The following is a 17356-nucleotide window of genomic DNA, read 5'->3' as shown; positions in this document are numbered from 1 at the left end:
CGGGTGAGCGCGGCGGCTCACGCCCCGGCCGCGGCGTACAGCAGCGGCGCGGGCCGGTTCCGGGCGGGCAGGCCCGCGAGCGGCTCGCCGAGGTAGTCGGTGAACAGCTCCGCCAGCGGCCGCGCCTCGACGGTGTTGAAGCCGCAGGACCGCAGCAGCGCCTCGATGTCCTCGTGCTCGAAGTAGCTGAGCCAGGGCTCGCTGATGGCGGCGATCCGGGCGGCGCGCTCGCGGACCGACGCGCGTTCCTCGTCGGTGGTGCCGCTGCTCAGGTAGTCGAGGACCAGGTGCACCGGCCGTCCTTGTCCGGCGATGAACCGCAGGGTGTCCTCGATGGCGGGCCGGGTCAGGTACATCACCACCCCGAGCCAGACGAACACCGCGGACCGCTCGCTGTCGAATCCGGCGGCGGCCAAACCCGCTGCCAGCGTGTCGGTTTCGAAGTCGACGGGCACGAAGGTGAGCGACTCGGGAATCTCGATCCCGGCCTGCGCGAGCCGGTCGCGCTTCCAGGTCTGGGTATCCGGGTGATCGACCTCGAACACGCGCAGTCCCGGATACGGATTGCGGTATCCGAAGGTATCGAGCCCCGCGCCGAGAATCACCACCTGCTCGGTTCCCGCCGCGACCGCGCTCGCCACCACGTCCTCGGCGAATCGAGCCCGGGCGGCGAGGAAGTAGCGCCGGATCCGTTGCCGGGGGTCCGGACCGCCGGGCCGGTCCAGGGTCGCGGTGTCGAGATCGGCGATCCGCTCGGCGGTGACGCCCGCGATCCGCGCCGCCAGGGGATCGGTGAAGACCCGTGGTTCGCCCGAGAGCTGGTGGTAGGCGCGCGCGTACGCGGTCGCCAAGGCTGTTCTGCTGGCCCGACCGATCTCCATGCCCGCCAGCCTAGAACCGATCTCGTAGGCTTTCGCCGTGAACGCGATGAGGCCTAGAGCACTGCTGTTCGATGTCCAGGGAACCGCCACCGACTTCCATTCGACCATCGTGCGGGCCGCCGTCGCGGCCGCCGGGGAGCTGAGCCCGGACCAGGACTGGGGAAAGTTCGTGAACGACTGGCGCGCGGCCTATTTCACGGAGACCTCGCGGCAGCCCGCGGACAGCGGGTGGGTGAGCGTGGCGTCGATCTACCGCAAGACCCTCGACCCGCTGCTCGCGGCCGAGGGCATCGACCTGAAGCTCGCCGCCCGCGACGAACTGGCCCGCGCCTGGGCGCGTCTGGATCCGTGGCCCGATACGGTCCCCGGCCTGCGCCGCCTGCGCACGAAGTTCACTCTCGCGACCCTGTCCAATGCCGATGTCAGTGCGGTGGTGGAGATTACGCGCCACGGTGACCTGCCCTGGCACGCCGTCTTCGCGGCCGAGATGGTGGGCGCCTTCAAGCCGGATCCGCGCACCTACGGCCTGGCCGCCCGCTACCTGGGCCTGGAGCCGTCGGAGATCATGATGGTGGCCAGCCACAAGTACGACATCCGGGCCGCGCGCGAGCTCGGTTTCCGGACCGCGTTCGTGGCCCGGCCGCTCGAATACGGCGATCCCGCGCTCGCCGATGCCGAGTTCTCCGCCGAGTTCGATATCAATGCCGTGGATTTCCTGGATCTGGCCGACCAGCTCGCCTGCTGAGGGCCGACCCGTCTCCTAGAGTGGCAGGTGGGCGTTTTCGATACGGGAGGATCGGCCTTGTCCACAACACTCGTGAAGGGTCAGAACGGCGCACTGGCCGCGGCGGAGGTGGTGGTCTCCGTCCGCGTCGCGGCCACCGCCGAATTGTCCGCACTGCTGGTGACCGAGCAGGGGAAAGTGCGCTCGGACAACGACTTCGTGTTCTACAACCAGCCGACCGGTCCGGGGGTGCGGCTGCGCAACGGCGTGGCCGGACCGCCCGCCGACCTGGCGGTCTCCTTGGCGCAGGTGCCCGCCGAGATCACCCAGATCCGGGCCGTCATCACCCTCGACGGGACCGGGGCCACCTTCGGGCGGATCGCCCCGCCGGTCGCGGTGGTCTCCGACCCGGGCGGGAACGCGCTGTACGAGTACAAGATCGAGGACCTGCAGAGCGAGTCCATCGTCATCGCGGTCGAGCTGTACCGGCGCTACGGCGCCTGGAAGGTGCGGGCGGTCGGACAGGGATACGCGGGCGGGTTCGCCGCCCTGGTCCGCGATCACGGCGTGACGGTCGAGGACGCGCCGCGGCCCGCCCCGATGCCCGTCGCTCCCCCACCGCCGCCGTCGGCCTACCCGCCGCCGATCGCTCCGCCCCCGGTCCCGCCGACGCCGGCCGACCGCACCCAGCCGCCGCCTCCGCCGCCCTATCCGCCACAGCAGCCCACCGAGGGCGGGCTCTCGGGCGCCAAGCCGGTGAATCTGTCCAAGGGGCAGCGCGTCACGCTGCGCAAGGAGGGCGGGGTCGCGCTGACCCGCATCCGCATGGGCCTGGGCTGGGACCCGGCCAAACAGGGCGGACTGTTCGGCCGCCGCGCGGCGAACATCGACCTGGACGCCTGGGTGGCCATGTTCGCCGACCGGCACCTGGTGGACGTCGCCTACTACGGTCAGCTGATCTCGAAGGACGGGTCCATCCGGCACTCCGGCGACAATCTCACCGGCGAGGGCGCGGCCGGGGACGACGAGGTGATCCTGGTCGACCTGAGTCGCATTCCGCGCCATGTGAATACGCTGCTGTTCATCGTCACCTCCTACCAGGGCCACACCTTCGAGCAGGTCAGCAATGCCTACTGCCGGCTGGTGGACGACACCACGCAGGCCGAGCTGGCCCGCTACGCGCTGGCGGGCGGCATGCCGTTCACGGCCATCGCCATGGCGAAGGTGTTCCGCTCGGGCGGCGAATGGAAACTGCAGGCCATCGGCGAGGGCTTCCAGGCCAAGCACCCGGGCGAGGCGGTGCCGCAGCTGGGCCGGTTCATCACCGTGGACTGAACCCGCTCACAGGAATCCGACCACCTGGGAGGCCGCTTCGACCGGGTGCCCGGCCTCGATCGGATGCCCCAGCGCCGACACCTTCCAGATGCCGTCCTCGCGATGTACCTTGGCCACCACCATGCCGGTGTGCGCGCCGCCCGAGCTCAGATTGGAGCGGGTGAGCTCGGTGCTGGTGGTGCCGTCGGTCAAGCGCCAGAACGCGTTCCGGACCCGCTCGAAGGTGTGGCCCGCGTAGGAGGTGATGACGAAGACGATGGTGGTGACCTGCGGGCCGATCCGGGTCAGGTCCACGGTGATGGTCTCGTCGTCGCCCTTGCCCTCACCGGTGAGGTTGTCGCCGGAGTGCCGGATGGCGCCGTCCTTGGTGACGAGCTGGCCGTAGTAGGCGGCGTCGATCAGATCGTGCCCGGCGTAGACCAGGGCCGAGGCGTCGAGGTCGATCTCGACCGGCCGCGAACCCCATTTGTGCTGCACGTGCACGGGATCCCAGCCCAGGCCCATCTTGACGAAGCTCAGGTCCTGGCCCTGCCGCCGTAGGGCCACCGTGTCGCCGGACTTCATGACCGGCGCGATCGCCGGGGCGGCGGGGCGGGCCGTGTGCGGCGAATTGCTGATGGACACACCGTGATCCGCGACCAGCGCCGCGAAGCCGCGGGGGTGGCCGAAGCCGACCGCGCGGGCGTACCAGCCGTCGTCGCCGCGGTCCAGGTCCACCGCCGCCACCGTGGTCTCGTTGCCGAGGCCGTCGATCACGTACTCGTACAGCGGGTTTCCGCGATCGTCGGCGATGCCGATGTGCGGGGCGGGATGGTCGCCGAAGCGGCTGTCGCGGTCGTCGAGGCTGGCCACGATGCGAATATGGGCCACGCCCGGCGGCACGGCGCTCAGGTTCACGGCGACGGCGTGGTGCCCGGGCACCAGCTGGATGCCGGGGCCGGTGGGCTGGTTGTAGAAGATCAGGTCGGTATCGTCACGTACGGCACCGCGATCGGTCAGGAGCAGCGCGGCGAGATCGACTCCCGCGCTGAAATGCACCGTCACGGTGATGTCCGAGACGCCCAGTTCACCGGTCTGCCCTTGGGTGAGAAGTGCGGCCACGTTCTCCACTCTATGGGTTCGGCCCGACACCTGGATGAAACGAACCCATATCTGTTTCGCGCGTGGCACTTTGTGCGCGCGAACCTTAGGGCATACGGAGGCGCTTGGCCATCTCCCGGCGAATCGTTTTATGCCACAAAGTGAATCGGTCGCATGTTCAGTAACTGTTGGGTACATTACCGATCAGTAGCCGTTCAGGTTACCGTCGAGTAGTAGGACGAAGGACTGGCCGTCATCGAAGTCGGGCGCTGGCGGGCACGAAAACGTAAGGGACAGTTTTGGTTCAGTCGGGTACACCGACCATTCGCCGCGCCACCGAATCCGACATCGAGGACATCGTCCGGGTCATCGCCCTGGCCTTCGAGTCCGACGATCCGATCGAGGACTACGTTTTCCCCGATCCGGAGGTGCGCGCGCGACGCACGCCGGGCATGCTGCGCGTCCTCGTCCGGCATCGCTACCTGCCCGCCGAGGCGGCCATCGTCGCGGAGATCGACGGCGTGATCGTCGGCGCGTTGCTGTGGATTCCCGACCGCTTCCGCAATACCGCTTGGCGGGAAGCGATTTCGGGTCCACAGCTGTTGTGGGCCATGGGTCCGGCGGCCACCCGCCGGGGTATCGAGGTGGACGCCGCCATCGCCGGCTCCGCCCCCGCCGAGCCGCACAACTACATGGTCTACCTGGGCGCGGACCCCACGGTCCCGCGTTCGGGCATCGGCCGGGCATTGACCCGCTGGCTCATCGCCGAGTCCGAGGCCCACGGGCGCGCCCTGTGCGGCATCTGCAAGGACGCCAACGTCGGCTACTACCAGGCGATGGACTTCGCGCGGCTCGCCGGAACCCGAATCGGGAGTAAGGGTCCGGAATTGAATTTCATGCTGCGGCCGGCGGGCGTGACCGCGGGCTGACATGACTCGGAGGGGAGCCCGATCGCGGAACACGATCGGGCCGCCGCCGCGCGCCCTCGGGGGGGATCACCAGGTTCGTTCTGTTTTCCGAGGAGATGCAGTGTCTGACCTTGCCATTGTCGGAATCGGGTGCCGCTATGCCGGCGGCATCGATTCCCCGGAGTCGTTCTGGGACTTCATCATCAACAAGGGCGACGGGGTCGTGGAGATCCCGTCCGACCGGTGGGACTACCGCCGGTATTACGACCCGGACAAACGCACGCCGGGACGTATGTACACCAAACGGGCCGCCTTCATGACCGGCGACCCGTGGGCCTTCGACCCCGACTTCTTCGGCATCTCGCCGCGCGAAGCCGCCGCCATGGACCCGCAGCAGCGGCTCGTCCTCGAGGTGGCCTGGGAGGCGCTCGACGACGCGGGCATCGCCGGACAGGCCGCGGGCGCGCCGATCGGCGTCTACGTCGGGGCCTTCACGCTGGACCAGATGGCGGTGTCCAACACCAACGCGGCGCTGCCGTGGGTGGACATGCACACCGCGGCGGGCGCGTCGTACACCATGCTGTCCAACCGGATCGCGTACGCGCTCAACATGATCGGCCCCGCGCTCACCGTCGACACCGCCTGCTCGTCGTCGCTGGTGGCCTTCCACCTGGCCTGCCAGGCGCTGGCCAACGGCGACTGCGAGGTGGCGCTGGCGGGCGGCGTCACCATGCTGCTGCAGCCGGAGGTGTTCGTCTCCATGTGCAAGGGCGGCTTCCTGGCCGCCGACGGCCGCAGCAAGCCCTTCGACGCCGCCGCCGACGGCTACGGCCGCGGTGAGGGCTCGGGCATGGTGGTGCTCAAGCGGCTCGAGGACGCCGAGCGCGCCGGGGATCGGATCTACGCGGTGGTCAAGGCCACCGGATCCAATCAGGACGGGCGCACCACCGCCATCACCGTCCCCAACGCGGATCTGCAGGAGGCCCTGGCCAAGTCGGTCACCGAACGGGCGGGCATCGCCCCGCACGAGGTCACCTACGTGGAGGCGCACGGCACCGGCACCCCGGTCGGCGACCCGCTGGAACTGCGGGCCATCGGGCGCGCCTACGGGCAGGTCGAGGGCCGGACCGCGCCGCTGGGCGTGGGCTCGGTCAAGGGGCAGCTCGGGCACACCGAGGCCGCCTCGGGCATCGCGAGCGTCATCAAGTCGGCGCTGGCCATCACCCACCGCACCATCGCGCCGCAGGGCTGGCTGAACGAGCCGAACCCGGAGATCCCGTTCGACGAGCTGGGTCTGGCTCTGCAGGTGGAGGCGCAGCCGGTCGATCCGGAGACCCGAATGACGCTCGCGGTCAACGGATTCGGCTACGGCGGCACCAACGCGCACGTCATCCTCCAGGAGTACGTCGCGGCGGACACGCCGGAGCGTGAGCCCAGACACCTTGGTGTGCTGCCGATCTCGGCGCGCACCGACACCGCCGCGCGCGAACTGGCCCGCGGCTACGCCGAGCTCATCGCCGCCGGAGCCGAACCCGCCCGGCTGGCCGAGGCGGCGTGGACCCGGCGGCACCATCACGGCGTGCGCGCGGGCCTCACCTTCGGTGACGACGCCGAGCTGGTGCGGGCGCTGATCGACTTCGCGGGCGGCGAGGGCCGCACCGCCAAGGTGATCGCCCGCAAGGCGCCCGAACCGGTGTTCGTGTTCACCGGCATGGGTCCGCAGTGGTGGGCCATGGGCCGTCAATTGCTCACCACCGGTGGCGTTTTCGCCGCCGAGGCCGAGCGGATCGACGCGGTGTTCCGGGAGATCTCGGGCTGGTCGATCGTCGAGGAGCTGCTGCGGCCCGAGGAGCAGTCGCGGGTCACCTCGACCGCGGTCGCCCAGCCCGCCAACTTCCTGATCCAGGTCGCCCTGGTCGCCCTGCTCGAGGAGCTGGGCATCCGGCCCGCCGCGGTGGTCGGCCACAGTGTCGGCGAGGTGTCGGCGGCCTACGTCACCGGGATGCTGTCGCTGCGGGACGCGCTGCTGGTCAGCTTCCATCGCGCCCGCCTACAGGCGACCACGGCCGGTTCGGGCGGCATGCTCGCGGTCGGTCTGCCCCCCGCCGCCGCACTGGAGCTGATCGACGGCGACGAGCTGGTCAGCATCGCCGCGATCAACAGCCCGAGCGCGGTCACCCTGGCGGGCAACGAGCAGCGGCTCGACGAGATCGCCGAATCCCTCACCGAACAAGGCGTTTTCGCGCGCCGACTCCAGGTCGAGGTGCCGTATCACAGCTACCTGATGGACCCCATCCTCGACGAGCTGACCGCCGCCCTGGCCGGGCTGAGCCTCGCCGAGCCGCGTATCCCGCTGTGGTCCACCGTGACCGGCGCCCGGGTGACCACGGCCGACTGGGACGCGACCTACTGGTGCGCCAATGTGCGGCAGCCCGTCCGCTTCGCCGACGCCATCACCGAACTGGTGGGCGCGGGCAGCCGGGTGTTCCTGGAGGTCGGCCCGCACCCGGTGCTGGGCGCCAACATTCGCGAGATCCTGATCGGCGCGAACGAGACCGGCACCACCGTCGCCACCCTCAACCGCAAGCAGGACGACGCCGAGAGCGTCCGGCAGACCCTGGCCGGGCTGTACGCGGCGGGCGTGCTCGACATCGACGCCCTCTTCGGCGATCTGGTCACCCGGCATGTGGACCTGCCGCGCTACCCGTGGCAGCGCACCCGGCTACGCGTCGAACTGAGCGGGATGCAGCGGCTCAAGTACGGCACGCCCGGCATGTACCGCATGCTCGGCGACCCCGTACCGGAGCACCCGAACACCGCGTGGCGCGTCCAGCTCAGCGTCGGCGACATGCCGTGGCTGGCCGACCATGTGGTGGGCGGCTCCCGCATCCTGCCAGGCGCGGCGTACCTGGACGCGGCCCTGAGCGCGGCGGCGCTGCGCACCGAGTCCACCCGGGTCGCCGTCGAGGACGTCCGGTTCCTCGCGCCGCTGGTGGTGGACGAGGGCATGGCCCCGGTGGTGGAACTACAGGTGGAGGAATCCACACGGCGCTTCAGCATTCGCTCCCGCGACGCGGCGGGCGACGCCTGGACGGTCAACGCCACCGGCCGCCTGGTCGAGGGCGTCTACGAGCCGTCCAAGGCCGAGCTGCCGGTGCTCGAGGAGATGGCCGCCATCGACCCCGACGCCTACTACACCGCCTTCGCCGCCCGCGGCCTCGACTACGGCCCGGACTTCCGCCGCGCCACCGCGCTGCGGGTGAGCGGCAATACCGTGGTCGCCACCCTGGACGGAACCATCGCCCACGACAGCGGGCACCTCGCCCACCCGGCGGTCGTCGACGCGGCCGTGCAGTGCTTCGGAGCGGTCCTCGCCGCCGCGCCGAACGCCGGACGGGGAGCGCTGGTTCCGGTCGCCGTCGCAGGCGTGCGGGTGTTCGCGCCCATCCCGGAGCGGGTGACCGTGGTGGCCCGCCTCAACAGCGCCGGCGGCGACCGGACCGCCGACGAGCTCACCTGCGACTACGACCTGCTCGACGATGAGGAGAACATCGTCATGCGGATCCTGGGCCTGCGGCTGGGCGACATCAACCCCGATCGTGGTGCGCTGCAACGGCTCACGGACTACTTCTACGAGGACCGCTGGGACATGCGGGAACCGGTGGACACCACCGCCCTGCCCACCCCCGACACCGCGTACACGCTGGCCGTCGACTTCGCCGCCGAGGCGGGAGCGCGGGCCACATCCATCGCGGGCGCCACGGCCCACGGCGAGGTGCTCGCCGTGGGTGATCCGGGCCGTGCGGACCTGGAATCCGTCGTGCGCGAGCGGCTCCAGCGGATCGTGGCGCTGAACGGCGTCGAACGCACGCACATCGTGCTGGTCGCGGGCCACGAGTACGCCGACCTCGACGCGCTGTGGACGCTGCGCCGCATCGCGGTCACCGTCGAGGCCTTCCTCGAGGACTGGCTCGAGCAGCGCGGCGAGGAAATCCCCATGACCGGTGACGGTTCCGTGCACGTCTCCCTGGTCACCGAGCGGGCCTTCGCGCACCCCGACGAGGACGCGGTCCCCGATCCGGCGCACGCCGCGCTGGCCGGCGCCCGCCGGGTGCTGCTCAACGAGCAGCCGCGGCTGCGCTGGCGGCTCATCGACGTGGATCCGGAGGTGACCGAGGCGGACCTGGCGGCGGAGCTGGCAGTGCCGGGCGCGTTCACCTACGACCACTCCGATGAAGTGGTGCTGCGCAACGGGTTGCGCTGGGTGACGGTGGTCGCGGCCACCCTGCCCGAGCGCATCGAGGGCCTGGACCGGGCCGAGCCGCTCACCGATCCGGAGGCGAACTTCCGGCTGGAGCTGCCCAAGTCGCGGGTGCTGTCGCGGCTGGCGTGGCGGCGCTGCGAACGCCGCGCGCCCGGGGCGGGCGAGGTCGAGGTGCGCATCCTGGCGGTCGGTCTCGGCTACAAGGACCCGCTCAAGGTCATCGGGGTGCTCGGTGAGCGCGAGATGGCGGGCACCTTCTACGGCACCGAGCCCGGGATGGAGGCCGACGCCGTCGTCGTCCGGACCGGTGCGGGCGTCGACGATCTCGCGGTCGGCGACCGGGTGTTCGTGACGTCCAAGGGCATGATCTCCCGCTTCCACACCACCGAGGCCGACCTGGTCACCCGGGTGCCGGCCGACACCGAGCCCGGCGCGTGCACCAGCACCGTCGCGTTCGCCACCGCCGAGCACTCGCTGCTCGAACTGGCGCGGGTGCGCAAGGGCGAGGTGGTGCTGGTGCACGGCGCGGCGGGTGGTGTCGGGTCGGCCGCGGTGCAGGTCGCGAAGCTGTACGGGGCCACGGTGATCGGCACCGCCAGCAGTGACGAGCGCCGGGCCTACGTGCTCGAACAGGGCGCCGACCACGCACTGGACTCGCGGTCGCTGAACTTCGCCGACGACGTCCTGGGCCTCACCTCGGGCCGCGGCGCGGACGTGGTGATCAGCACCGCGCCCGGGGAGATCCTGCGGCAGAACTTCAAGGCGGTGGCCGAGTTCGGGCGCATCGTGGAGATCGGCAAGGCCGACATCTACGGCGGCGGCGTGCTCGACCTGGGGTACTTCGACAAGAACCTCTCCTACCACTCCTTCGACCTGGACCGCATGCTGGCGATCAAGCGGTCGGCCACCAGCGATCTGGTGCGCGGCGTACAGGAGAAGCTAGCTGCGGGCCACTACCGGTACCTGCCGTTCGAGGTGTACGACACCGCCGACGTGGCCCGGGCCTTCGAGGACGTGGCCCGTTCGGCACAGCTCGGCCGGATCGCGGTGAGCCTGGAATCCGAAGCGCCGCAGGTGCGTCCGCTGATCGCGGCGGTCACCGTGGATCCGGCGGCCCGGTACCTGATCACCGGCGGGTTCGGCGCGTTCGGCCTCGCCGTGGGGCGCTGGCTGGCCGGGCTGGGCGCACGCCACCTGACCCTGCTGGGCCGGGGCGGCGCGACCACCGACGCCGCCCGCGCCCAGCTGGCGCGCTGGCGGGCGCAGGGCGTCGAGGTCACCGAGGAACTGGTGGACGTCACCGACATCGACGCCATGGAAGCCGTGGTGGCGCGGGCCCATTCCGCCGAGCACCCGTTGCGCGGCGTCTTCCACACCGCGGGCACGCTCGACGACAAGCGGGTCGCCGACATGGACCGGGACAGCCTGGCCAAGGTGTACCGGCCCAAGGCGGAGGGCGTGATCGCGCTGCGGCACGGGCTGGCCGCCGCCGGAGCCGAGCTCGACATGTTCGTGTTGTTCTCCTCCGGCAGCACCATCTTCGGCAGCATCGGCCAATACGCCTACACCGCGGCCAATCTCGCGCTCAATGCCACCGCCGACCTGGTGGTCCGCGACGGCGGCACGGCGCTGGCGGTCGGCTGGGGTCACATGTCCGGCGGCGGTATGGCCGACGACGACTACGTGTCCCGCTACCTGCGCACCGCCGGATTCGACCCGATCGACATGGACGAGGGCGTCGAATACCTGGAGAAGGCCCTGGAACTGGGCATCCATCACCAGGCGTCGATCATCCCGATCAACTGGTCGACGGTGGCCTCCACGGTGTCCTGGTACGCCATGACCGGCCGCACCGCCGAGCTGATCGCCGCGGCGGCGCAGGACAATTCGGCGGCCTCGCAGCTGGTGTCGGCGCTGCGCGAACTCGACGAGCAGAAGCGGGCCGACGTGGTGGCGCACATGCTGGCCGAGCAACTGGCCGTGGTGATGGGCGTCGACGCCGACTCCATCGACCTCACGATCCCGGTGCCGGAACTGGGCCTGGACTCGCTGATGGCGGTGGAATTCGGTGCGCTGGTGGGCAAGACGCTGGGCGTGGACCTGCTGTCGATGAAGGTCGGGCGGTCGTTCACCCTCCAGCTCGCGGGGGCGCGCGCCGCCGAGATGCTGGTCGGCGCGAACACCGGGGCGGTGTCGGCATGAGCGAATCCGCACGGGACCTGGCACGGAAGCTGCTGGCGGGCAACGCGACCACGGAGGCGGGAGTACGCGGCCCGGCCTCCGCGGTCCGGCACACCGCGCCCGCCACGCCGGCTCCCCTCTCGGGGCGGACCGGTCCGGCTCGCGCCCCTCGCGGGCCGGGTCGCCAGTTCGCCGATCATCCGGAGGTCGCGGCGGCCGTCGCCAAACGGGCGGCCATCGCGGCCATCAGCGAGCAGTCGGGCATGCCGAATCCGCTGTTCCTGCCGCGGAACAGCCCGAACGACACCGTCATCCGGGCCATGGACACCGACCTGGTGAACTTCAGCGCCTACAACTACCTGGGACTGTCCAGCCACCCGCGGGTGGTGCGGGCGGCCCAGGAGGCCCTCGACCGGTACGGCGCGTCGGCCTCGGCCAGCCGGATCGTGTCCGGCGAGATCCCGCTCTACGGCGAACTGGAGCAGCGGCTCGCCGGAATGTACGACGTGGGCGACGCCATGGTGACCACCAGCGGCTACCTCACCAACGCGGGCGTCATCGGCTTCCTGCTGCGCGAGGGTGATGTCGCGTTCTGCGACAGCCTGATCCACGGCAGCGTGGTCTCGGGCACGCAGTGGGCGGGCTGCCGCCGGATCAACTTCCGGCACAATGATCCCGACTCGCTGCGGTCGGTGCTGAAGATGTCGCGGTCCGGGTTCGATCGGGCGCTGGTGGTGCTGGAAGGCCACTACTCGATGGACGGCACCGTCGGCCGGGTGGCCGAACTGGCCGCCGTGGCCCGCGAATTCGACTGCGCCGTCATGGTGGACGAGGCCCACTCGCTCGGCGTGTTCGGCGCGGCCGGGCACGGCATCCGCGAGCACTACGGCATGGCCGGGGCCGAGGTCGACATCTGGATGGGCACGCTGTCCAAGGCGCTGGGCAGCGTCGGCGGGTTCATCGCCGCCGACGCCGACCTGATCGCGGCGATGAAATCCAGTGCGCCGGGCGTGGCGATGCTGACCGGTGCGCCCGCGCCGTCCGCCATCGCGGCGGCGCTGGCCGGTCTGGATGTGCTCGCGGCCGAACCGGATCGGGTGGCCCGGCTGTGGCACAACGCCCGGCTGTTCGACACCGCGCTACGGGAGCGGGGACTGGATCTCGGTGAGTCCCAGGGCACGCCGATCGTGCCGGTGATCGTGCCGGGCGAGATGCGGGCCGGGTTCGTGTCCGCGCACCTGCTGCGCCAGGGCGTGTACGCCGGGGCCATCTCGGCCCCGGCGGTGCCGGTGGGCAAGGAGCGGCTGCGCTTCTTCATCACCTCCGAGCACACCGAGCGGCAGTTGCTGTCGACGGCGGACCTGCTGGCCGAGGCGATCGCGCTGGCGGGTCAGCTGCCGGAGGCCGTGGCGGTCTGAGTCCGGCGGTGCTGTGGGCGGAGTGCGAACACCGCCCACAGCACCAGACCGGCCACCGTGGCGGCCACGCCGATCTCGCACACCCGGGTCCAGCCGCCCGCCTCGAACGCGGCCCCGGCGGTCACCGATCCGGTCACGCCGCCGAGGAAATAGGTGACCATGTAGGCGGTGGTCAGGCGGCTGCGCGCGGCCGGATCCAGGGTGTAGATGGCCGACTGGTTGGTCAGATGCGCGCCCTGGATACCGAAGTCGAAGACCACCAGCGCGGCGATCAACGCCACCACGTTGTGCCCGCCCCACACCACCAGCACCCAACTGGCCAGCAGCACCAGCCAGGTCAGCGTGGTGACGCGGCGCAAATGCCCGCGGTCGGCCAGCCGGCCCACCACCGGCGCGCCCAACGCCCCGACCACACCCGCCAGACCGAACAGACCGATCACGAATTCGCCGTAGTGGTACGAACTTCCGCCCGAGCCGGACAGCTGGAACGCCAGCGCGGTCCACACCAGCGAGAAGCTCCCCATCAGGATGAAGCCGAGCAGCATGCGCTGCCGCAACACCGCGTGGCGGCGGATCAGACCCAGGATCGACACCAGCACCCGCGGATAGCTCTCGCCGGTCGCCGCGCGCGGGGTGGCGGGCGCGAGCAGGTACACACTGATCGCCATCACCACCTGCAGTCCGGCCGCCACCAGCAGCACCGCGCGCCAGCCGCCCAGCTGCGCCACCGCCCCGGACAGCACCCGCGACAACAGGATTCCCAGCAGCAGGCCGCTCATCACCGTGCCGACCGCCTGCCCGCGCCGCGCCGGATCGGCCAGCGCCGAGGCCCACGGCACCACCACCTGCGCCGCCGAGGCCGCCACCCCGGTGGCCACCACTCCGGCGACGAGCACCGTGTAGTTCGGCGCGAACGCCGACACCAGCAGGGCCGCGACCGAGGCCAGCAGCAGCACCGGCACCATGCGGTGGCGGCGCAGGAAGTCACCGAGCGGGACCAGGAACGCCAGGCCGCACAGATAGCCGATCTGGGCCGCGCTCACCAGCAGCGCCGCACTCGCGGTGGACACCCGCAGGTCGCCGGCGACCTGGTGCAGCAGCGGTTGCAGGTAGTAGTTGCCCGCGGCCGAGGAGCCCGCGGTCACCGCGAACACCAGCACCGTCGTCCGGGTCAGCGTCGGGGACGTCTCGGGCGCGATCGGTGCGGGCGCTGCGGCGCGGAGCGTGGAAACCATCACCGCTTCATGGTGGGCGGGGATTTCAATCTACAAAAGCGATGGTTTTCGATACTGCTATCTATCGAATTGATGGCAGGACTAGGCTCGGCCCATGGAGCTGCGTCAGATCGAATGTTTCCTGGCCTGCTGCGACCACCGGTCCTTCACCGCCGCGGCCCGCCACCTCAACCTGGTGCAGTCGGCGGTCTCCACCAGCGTCGCCAAACTCGAGCGCGAACTCGGGGTGCGCCTGTTCGACCGCACCCCGCGCACCCTCGAACCGACCGTCGCGGGCCGGGCCATGGTCGCGCCCGCCCGCACCCTGCTGCGCGCTCGCGGCGACATCGTGGACGCCATCGACGCCGCCCGCGGGGAGATCCGCGGCGAGGTGGTCGTCGGCAATCTGATGAACATCCACAATATCGACCTGGCGGGCATCATCGCCGCACTGCACCGGCAGTATCCGGAGGTGACCCTGCGGATGCGCCAGAGCATCTCCGGAATGGCCGGCAATGTGGCCGGGCTGCTGGACAATTCGCTCGAACTGGCGCTGCTCGCGGGCATGAGCGACGAATTCCCCGGCCTCACCACCCATCTCATCGCCGAGGAGACGCTGGTGCTGTGCACCGCGCCCGGGCATCCGCTGGCGGGCCGCCCCTTCTACGCCGCCGATCTGCACGGGGTGCGGTTCATCGACTTCCCGCCGGGCTGGGGCATCCGCACCATCGCCGACGAGCTGTTCCCGGGCCGCTACCCGGTCATCGAGGTGGCCGATCAGGCGTTCGCACTGGAGTTGGCGGCCAAGGATTTCGGGGTCGCGCTCATCCCGCTGTCGGTCGCGCGGCTCTCCCCCGGCGTCCCGTTCGCCGACTACCGGCCGTATCCGCTGCCGTGGCGTCTGTGCGTCGGCCACGCGGCCACGCGGACTCCGTCGAACGCGGCGCGCACGGTCATCGAGGCGCTCGTCGCGCACGGCGGAGCGGGGCGATGACCTGCCCCCGCGCCGCCTTCAGAGGTTGCCGATGGCGGGCGGGCCGGTGACGGTCAGGGGTGGGAGCGGATCGGCGTAGCGCTCGATCTCCACCAGGGACAGCTGGCCCGTGCACCCTTGGCTCAGACGGGACGTGCCGCGATCCCGGGTGACCGCGTTGGGGTTTCCGTGGCGGCAGAAGGTCGCGTCGTCCGGGTCGGGGTCGTACCAGGCGCCGGTGGACAGCTGCGCGACGCCCGGGCGCACCGAATCGCTGATCTCCAGCCCGGCCAGGCAGCTGCCGCGGTCGTTGAAAATCCGGACGATGTCACCCGCGGCGAGACCCCGCGCGGCCGCGTCGTCCGGGTGCAGCCGGACCGGTTCGCGGCCCTGGATCTTCGAGGACTGACTGTGCGCGCCGATATCGAGCTGACTGTGCAATTTGGTACGAGGCTGGTTGGCCACCAATTGAATCGGGAACCGGGCGGCCAGCGGGCCGCCCAGCCATTCGTCCGGTTCGAGCCACACCGGGTGGCCGGGGCAGTCGTCGTAGCCGAAGCCCGCGATGGTCTCGGAGAAGATCTCGATCCGCCCGCTGGGGGTGTGCAGCGGGTGAGCGTCCGGGTCGGCGCGGAAGTCGGCGAAGGCGATGTGCTCCTCGGCTTCGAGCGGCAGGTCCAGGGATTCCCCGGACCAGAAGGTGTCGTAGTCGGGCACCTCGTGGCCGCGGGCGCTCAATCGGTCGCGCCACTCGTCGTAGAGGTGGCGCAGCCATTCCCGATCTGTGCGCCCCTCGGTGAATTCCTTACCGACGCCGAGCCTTTCGGCCAGTTCACCGAACATCCAGTAGTCGTCGCGGGCCTGCGCGTGCGGCCGGGTCAGGGCGGGCATCGGGAACAGGTAGCGGTCGCCCTCGCCCGAGCCGTAATCGTCGCGTTCGATGGTCATGGTCGAGGGCAGCACGATGTCGGCGTGCCGGGCCGTGGCCGACCAGAACGGATCGTGCACCACCACGGTGTCCGGCCGGCCGAAGGCGGTGCGCAGCCGGGCCAGGTCCTGGTGGTGATGGAAGGGGTTGCCACCGGCCCAATAGACCAGGCGGATGGCGGGATACGTGCGATGCTCGCCGTTGTACTCGTACGGCTCGCCCGGGTTCAGCAGCATGTCCGCGATGCGCGCGACGGGGATGAAGTCGGGAACGGCGTTGCGCCCCTGCGGCAGTTTCGGCGGGGACGTGACCCGCACGGCCAGACCGACATTTCCGGCCGAACCGTAGCCGTGGCCGAATCCGCCTCCGGGCAGACCGATCTGGCCGAGCATGGCGGCCAGCACCACGCCCAGCCACAGTGGCTGCTCCCCGTAGCGGGCCCGCTGCAGCGACCAGCTCACCGTGACCAGGGTGCGGGTGGCCGCCATCGCGCGGGCGAGGTCGCGAATCCGGTCCGCGGGAACGCCGGTGATGGGCTCGGCCCAGTGCGGGTCCTTGGCGATGCCGTCCTCCGCGCCGCGCACATAGTCCCGGAAGCGGTCGTAGCCGACGGTGTAGCGGTCCAGGAAAGCGTTGTCCGCCAACCCTTCCGCGTCCAGTACCTGGGCCAGCGCGAGCATCAGCGCGGCATCGCTGCCCGGCCGGGACGCGATCCATTCGGCGTGGGCCTCGGCCGGGCTGTCGTCGCGCAGCGGGCCGATGGTGACGAAGCGGCAGCCGTTGGCGTGCGCGGTCTCGATCCAGCCGCGGCCGTTGTGCTTGGAGACCCCGCCGGGCGAGACCACCACGTTCTTCGTGGACAGACCGCCGAAGGAGACGATCAGCTTCGAGTGCTCGGCCAGCACCGACTTGGTGGTGGCCCGGGACATGATGGTGCCCATATCGGCGAGGATGTGCGGCAGCAACACCGTCGACGCGCCCAGGCTGTAGCTGTTGCGGTGCGAGACGTAGCCGCCGAGGCAGTTGAGAAATCGGTGAATCTGGCTCTGCGCGTGATGGAATCGGCCCGCGCTGGCCCAGCCGTAGGAGCCGCCGTAGACGGCGCCGGCACCGAATTCCCGGTACACCCTGGACAATTCACCGGCCAGCAGATCCAGCGCGGTGTCCCACGAGACCGGCACGAACTCCTCCGCGCCGCGAGGTCCGGGCCCGGGGCCGTGTTCCAGCCAGCCGCGCCGCACATAGGGCTGGTCGATACGGGCCGGATGATGCTGGGCCGAGGCGACATTCTCGATGAGCGGAGTGGGTTCGGGGTCCGCGCGCCACGGGCGGACCGCGGTCAGCCGTTCGCCGTCACTGTCCGCTTCGAGAACGCCCCAGTGGGTGAGGTGCGTGGCCATGCCCACAACATACGCCCGGCCGTTTGGGGCGGGGTTGCGGATTCAGTAGC

The 17356-nt window shown here is 70.7% G+C and carries 10 protein-coding genes; 6 read left to right on the top strand and 4 right to left on the bottom strand.

The window, feature by feature from the left end; translation table 11 throughout:
• Window positions 1-17: 17 nt before the first annotated feature.
• Window positions 18-881 carry a class I SAM-dependent methyltransferase gene (locus tag ACFRAQ_RS17450; protein ID WP_379100600.1) on the bottom strand — a complete coding sequence of 288 codons (864 nt, stop codon included), beginning with the start codon at window positions 879-881 and terminating at the stop codon, window positions 18-20.
• 46 nt (window positions 882-927) lie between these two features.
• Between ACFRAQ_RS17450 and ACFRAQ_RS17445 the strand changes: the two genes are divergently transcribed.
• Both ACFRAQ_RS17445 and ACFRAQ_RS17440 read left to right on the top strand, forming a co-directional pair.
• A complete protein-coding gene (locus tag ACFRAQ_RS17445; protein ID WP_379100598.1) occupies window positions 928-1626 on the top strand; it encodes a haloacid dehalogenase type II in 699 nt (232 codons plus the stop codon).
• Between the two features lie 57 nt (window positions 1627-1683).
• Window positions 1684-2940, top strand: a complete 1257-nt coding sequence (locus ACFRAQ_RS17440; RefSeq protein WP_379100596.1) for a TerD family protein — start codon at window positions 1684-1686, stop codon at window positions 2938-2940.
• 6 nt (window positions 2941-2946) lie between these two features.
• Here ACFRAQ_RS17440 and ACFRAQ_RS17435 read toward each other — a convergent pair whose 3' ends face one another.
• Window positions 2947-4041, bottom strand: a complete 1095-nt coding sequence (locus ACFRAQ_RS17435; protein ID WP_379100594.1) for a TerD family protein — start codon at window positions 4039-4041, stop codon at window positions 2947-2949.
• Between the two features lie 278 nt (window positions 4042-4319).
• On the opposite strand from ACFRAQ_RS17435, the gene ACFRAQ_RS17430 reads away from it, so the two are divergent.
• The 3 genes from ACFRAQ_RS17430 (at window position 4320) to ACFRAQ_RS17420 (ending at window position 12791) form a co-directional block, all read left to right on the top strand.
• A complete protein-coding gene (locus ACFRAQ_RS17430; RefSeq protein WP_379100592.1) occupies window positions 4320-4949 on the top strand; it encodes a GNAT family N-acetyltransferase in 630 nt (209 codons plus the stop codon).
• 100 nt (window positions 4950-5049) lie between these two features.
• Complete coding sequence (locus ACFRAQ_RS17425; RefSeq protein WP_379100590.1) at window positions 5050-11394, top strand: SDR family NAD(P)-dependent oxidoreductase; 6345 nt, start codon at window positions 5050-5052, stop codon at window positions 11392-11394.
• On the top strand, window positions 11391-12791 hold the full coding sequence (locus ACFRAQ_RS17420; protein ID WP_379100588.1) for an aminotransferase class I/II-fold pyridoxal phosphate-dependent enzyme: 1401 nt from the start codon (window positions 11391-11393) through the stop codon (window positions 12789-12791). The genes ACFRAQ_RS17425 and ACFRAQ_RS17420 overlap by 4 nt, the downstream gene beginning before the upstream one ends.
• Here the strand turns inward: ACFRAQ_RS17420 and ACFRAQ_RS17415 are convergent.
• The gene (locus ACFRAQ_RS17415; protein WP_379100586.1) at window positions 12764-14026 is read right to left on the bottom strand and encodes an MFS transporter; all 1263 of its coding nucleotides are present in this window, start codon (window positions 14024-14026) and stop codon (window positions 12764-12766) included. The genes ACFRAQ_RS17420 and ACFRAQ_RS17415 overlap by 28 nt on opposite strands.
• A 94-nt stretch (window positions 14027-14120) precedes the next feature.
• On the opposite strand from ACFRAQ_RS17415, the gene ACFRAQ_RS17410 reads away from it, so the two are divergent.
• Entirely contained in the window at window positions 14121-14999 is an 879-nt protein-coding gene (locus ACFRAQ_RS17410; protein WP_379100584.1) for a LysR family transcriptional regulator, read from the top strand.
• A gap of 18 nt (window positions 15000-15017) precedes the next feature.
• On the opposite strand, the gene ACFRAQ_RS17405 is transcribed toward ACFRAQ_RS17410, so the two are convergent.
• Window positions 15018-17306, bottom strand: a complete 2289-nt coding sequence (locus ACFRAQ_RS17405; RefSeq protein ID WP_379100581.1) for a molybdopterin guanine dinucleotide-containing S/N-oxide reductase — start codon at window positions 17304-17306, stop codon at window positions 15018-15020.
• Between the last annotated feature and the right edge of the window lie 50 nt (window positions 17307-17356).

The sequence above is a fragment of the Nocardia sp. NPDC056611 genome, from assembly GCF_042792755.1.
Taxonomy (GTDB): domain Bacteria; phylum Actinomycetota; class Actinomycetes; order Mycobacteriales; family Mycobacteriaceae; genus Nocardia.
The sequence above is the reverse complement of the archived record's forward strand: the minus strand, read 5'-3'. Positions and strand labels throughout refer to the sequence as shown.

Excerpts from the sequence above, each read along its gene's own strand:
- ACFRAQ_RS17405 (WP_379100581.1), bottom strand. The coding sequence starts at position 17,306 with ATGGCCACGCACCTCACCCACTGGGGCGTTCTCGAAGCGGACAGTGAC.
- ACFRAQ_RS17420 (WP_379100588.1), top strand. The coding sequence starts at position 11,391 with ATGAGCGAATCCGCACGGGACCTGGCACGGAAGCTGCTGGCGGGCAAC.
- ACFRAQ_RS17445 (WP_379100598.1), top strand. The coding sequence starts at position 928 with ATGAGGCCTAGAGCACTGCTGTTCGATGTCCAGGGAACCGCCACCGAC.
- ACFRAQ_RS17415 (WP_379100586.1), bottom strand. The coding sequence starts at position 14,026 with ATGGTTTCCACGCTCCGCGCCGCAGCGCCCGCACCGATCGCGCCCGAG.
- ACFRAQ_RS17410 (WP_379100584.1), top strand. The coding sequence starts at position 14,121 with ATGGAGCTGCGTCAGATCGAATGTTTCCTGGCCTGCTGCGACCACCGG.
- ACFRAQ_RS17450 (WP_379100600.1), bottom strand. The coding sequence starts at position 881 with ATGGAGATCGGTCGGGCCAGCAGAACAGCCTTGGCGACCGCGTACGCG.